Raw genomic sequence first — 3,855 nt, 5'->3', positions numbered from 1 at the left:
CGGTAAATGGTGCGCATGATGGTCTCCCTTTTCGGTGTGTTCTTGGATGGTTTTCTCTTCCGCCCCGTCACATGCGGTCAGCGTAGCTGCGCAGTAATAGGGCGAGCTCGGGGCAAGGCTGCGAGCTGGAGCCGGTGGGCGGTATCCAGCTCTGCGTGGTATTGGCGGTTGAGCCGCTCGGCGTGCTCCAGGTCGAGCGCCTTGGCTTTCGCGGCCAGACCGGAAACGGCAGCGCAGCGTGCCTCGGTGACGGCAAGTCCGATCTCCTGCTCACGGGGCAGCAAGGTCTCTTTCTGGTCCGGCAGGGCCTTCTCACGGAGCTCGGCAGGGCTGCGGTAAGGGCGACCGGCGGCGCGCATACATTCAGCCCACGGTTTGACGGCCTGGTCGAACCGCGGGTCTGCCAGCACGTGCTGTGAGCGGACCTGCGGGAGGGATTCCATGGTTACCTTCGCCTGGAACCAGGTAGGAAGGTCACCGTAGAGGGTGCGCTCGGCTTCCGACTGACAGCCCTGGGAGCTGCGCTGCAGCACCATGCCGTCAGGAGCGCGAGCGGTGACTTCAACAGGGTTCTGACCGTTTGCGGCCTTCAGGGCCTGCGCTCGGCGGGTGGGCGGCAGAGAGCGGAAGTACTTCTGGTTGACATCGGACTCGCGGGCCTTGGCCAACTCATCCTGAATGTCACTGCCGTAGCCGTGCCGGCGAGCCCAGGACAGATCATCGATGACGTAGGGAAACTCTCGGGCGTCGGGGACGGGAAACTGGGGAACGGGGTGATAGTTGAAGCCGTGTGCCCCCATGCAGTTGCGCAGCAGGATTTGTTCCGCCTCATACAGCGTGGTCTTATCCTGCGCGGTGAGTTCCCGCACCACCGGACTGAGGCCCGGGCCGCTGACGTGCTCCTGCTGTTGCCCGGACACGCCACCCAGCACGCCTGCACTCGCCGTGGAGACGGCGAATGCTGTGGCCAGCAGAAGCCCCGCGTTGCGCCTCAGTCTTTTCATGACGACCCTCCCTTCCGCTGTCATGCGCGGGAAGCTAATATCGCTTCTTCTTTCTTTTCGTGAGGGCAGCATAGATCGGGTACACCGGCGTGTGACCCTGCCAGATGACAGGGTCACACCAGAACCAGAATCTGAAACTTGATGCCGTCAGACGGCACGGCGGGCTGCCCTGCACCTCTGGTGATCCATGGTGATCCAGGTGGTGGGCAAACACCTTCGGCGGGCATCCCGCATGGTGAGCGCCCGCCTGCTCTGTGCCAGGTTCACGCCGGACCCTCCCCACCCCACCAAAAACGCCGATAATGAGCATTATGTCAAGTAGAGCCGGTCGCAGGGTCTCCCCTCCTCGGCACCGTGCCGCTCAGCCGCAGTTGATCGACCGGCCCGGATGAACGTGACACACCTCGACCCACACACGTCGAACCCCGCCGCCGCCGGTCATCCGGAGCTTCCACGCCAGCTCTACGAGGCTTTCACGTCTACTAATGATCAACTGGTTTGGCTCCCACTCCCCTGATGCTGTTTGGGGTTTTTATTTTTGATCATGGGATGCGAAGTGTCGTCAACACCGTTGATTATCTTGAAACGAGACGGTAGACGATTGTGCGAGCGCTGGCTGGACTCCATCGGCCAGCCGTCGGCCGACGAATTTGGGGGACCTAGGCACGGTCTGCGGTCCCCAAACCGTGACTGGCTCCCCATAATTCGGCCACCGTCCGGATAACCTCCCCACCCGATGCGCCTACCCAGAGGCTCCGGGTGACCGGGCGGGCAGGTTGTGCAGACCGGCCTGGGCGGCGGCCGCCGTGCAGTATCCGGTGGACGGCGGCCAGATCCCAGCTGGCGCCGATCCGGATACCGGCGGCGAGCGGCACGCGCGCCGCGGACCGCGCCGACCACCAGACCCAGCGGGGTGCCAGCAACGCCTCGATCCCGGCGAGCACCCGCGCGATCTGGCCGGCCCCGGCCAGCGGATCCCGGCGGGCGAACCCGTCGGCCCGCAGCCGGGCGAGCCGGCCCGACTCCGGGTAGGACGGGGATGCCAACGTCACTGGTCGATTCTCACCGGCGGGCCCGACAGTTCACGCCCCTCCGGACCGCTTCTCACGGTCGCCGCACCGGTGCTCACGGTAGCAGCACCAGGGTCCGCGGCGCCTCCAGCGGCCGGTGGCAGCCCGGTGACGCGACGCGCCCGAAGAGCTACAAAGCCGAAATGCCCACGTTGGAAACGTTGAGCGGCAAGAATCCGACGACGGGAGATCGGAACCTTCGCGGGAAGAGGCGGTTTCATGGCAGGGCGGGACAGCGAGTACGAACGCCCCATCCTGCTCAGCTGCGGCGGCTGCGACGTACGCTGGACGGCGCTGACCGCGGCGCACTGCCCGTCCTGCCACGAGACCTTCGCCGGCACCACCACCGGCTTCGACGCGCATCGGGTGAAGGGGACCTGCCTTTCCCCGGAACGGGCCGGGTTGCGCCGCGACCGCGGATACTGGCTCAGCGGAGACGAACAGCCGCCCGGCCGCATCCTGCGGGTCTCCGACCGGCGGGGCGGTTCGGCCGGCCCCGCGGGCGCCGCCGGCGGCGGCGGCGGAGGCGGAGGCGGCGGAGGCGGCGCGGTACGGATGGCCGGCTGACCGAGCCCTCCCCTCACCGGACGGTAGGCGGATCCCACCTGCCGCCTGCGGCCGGGACTGGATGGCCGAGCCGGTCGCAGCAGGCACGACGCCAGGCACGACGCCAGGCATGGTGGTAGGGACGTGCCACCGTCACGGTGTAGTGGACGGACGGGGTAAAGGATGCCCGTCAGTGAAGATTCGACCGAGGTGGCACGCTCAAAGCCCGTGCCGGTTTTTCTCCGGCCAAGCTACGACGTTCGGCGTCGTTTCTCAAAGGACCGCGCCCGCGTCCACGCGGCGGGCGGCGATCCGTTTGGCGGTGGGCCACCGCACGTCGTGCACCCAGCCGAGCTTCTCGAACAGGCGGATGAGTGCGGCGCTGGGATCGATCTGGCCGGGCAGGACGCCGTGGCGGGCGCTGGTGGGGTCGGCGTGGTGCAGGTTGTGCCACGACTCCCCCAGCGAGGGTATGGCCAGCCACCACACGTTGCTGGAGCGGTCCCGGGCCGCGAACGGTCGGGTGCCGATCGTGTGGCAGATCGAGTTGATGGAGAAGGTGACGTGGTGCAGCAGCGCGATACGGACCAGCGCCCCCCAGAACAACGCGGTCGCCGCCCCGGTCCAGGACATGCTCCACAGGCCACCGACCAGCGGCGGCAGCAGCACCGAGGCGGCGACGAGCCAGGGGAACCGGGCCGAGATCGCCGCGATGTCCCGATCGGCGAGCAGATCCGGGCAGAACTTCTCCGGCGCGGTCCGTTCCGGGTGGAAAAGCCATCCGACATGGGCGTGTAGGAACCCTTTCGCCAGGCCCCTGCCGTGATGACCGAAACGCCACGGTGAATGCGGATCGGCCGCCTGGTCGGAGTATTTGTGATGCCGCCGGTGAGCCGCGACCCAGTCGGTCACCCCCATTTCGATGGCGAGGCTCCCGGCGACGGCGAGGATTATCCGCAGCGGCCGGCCGGTCCGGAAGGAACCATGCGTGAACAGCCGGTGGTAGCCCACGGTGACACCGAATCCGGTGATCAGGTACATGACGGCGCCGATGACCAGGTCGTGCCAGCCCAGCCCCCATCCCCAGGCCAGCGGGACCGCGGCGAGCAGGGCAAGCAGGGGCACGACGATGAAGAACGCGAGCAGGACCTGCTCACCGAGGGTCTTCGGCTGGTCCGCCAGGTCGGGGCGGGGCGACCGCCTCGGCCTGGTGGCCCTGGCCGGGAGCGGCGGCC

4 protein-coding genes are annotated in these 3,855 nt (G+C 67.6%); 1 reads left to right on the top strand and 3 read right to left on the bottom strand.

Annotated elements, in window-relative coordinates:
• Positions 1–77: 77 nt before the first annotated feature.
• Positions 78–1,004: a hypothetical protein gene (locus AC08OP_RS22345; protein ID WP_476615973.1), complete on the bottom strand. Its 927-nt coding sequence runs from the start codon at positions 1,002–1,004 to the stop codon at positions 78–80.
• Between the two features lie 659 nt (positions 1,005–1,663).
• A complete protein-coding gene (locus AC08OP_RS22340; protein ID WP_476615972.1) occupies positions 1,664–2,056 on the bottom strand; it encodes a hypothetical protein in 393 nt (130 codons plus the stop codon).
• Positions 2,057–2,293: 237 nt separating this feature from the next.
• On the opposite strand from AC08OP_RS22340, the gene AC08OP_RS22335 reads away from it, so the two are divergent.
• Positions 2,294–2,641 (top strand): FDXHR family putative zinc-binding protein, encoded by a 348-nt coding sequence (locus AC08OP_RS22335; protein ID WP_476615971.1) that lies wholly within the window; start codon positions 2,294–2,296, stop codon positions 2,639–2,641.
• Positions 2,642–2,893: 252 nt separating this feature from the next.
• Here AC08OP_RS22335 and AC08OP_RS22330 read toward each other — a convergent pair.
• A partial coding sequence (locus tag AC08OP_RS22330) for an acyl-CoA desaturase (RefSeq protein WP_476615970.1) occupies positions 2,894–3,855 on the bottom strand: 962 nt, incomplete at its 5' end.

It is taken from the genome of Frankia sp. CeRuru1, assembly GCF_977966315.1.
Note: the sequence above shows the minus strand (reverse complement) of the source record. Positions and strands in the feature narration are given on the sequence as shown.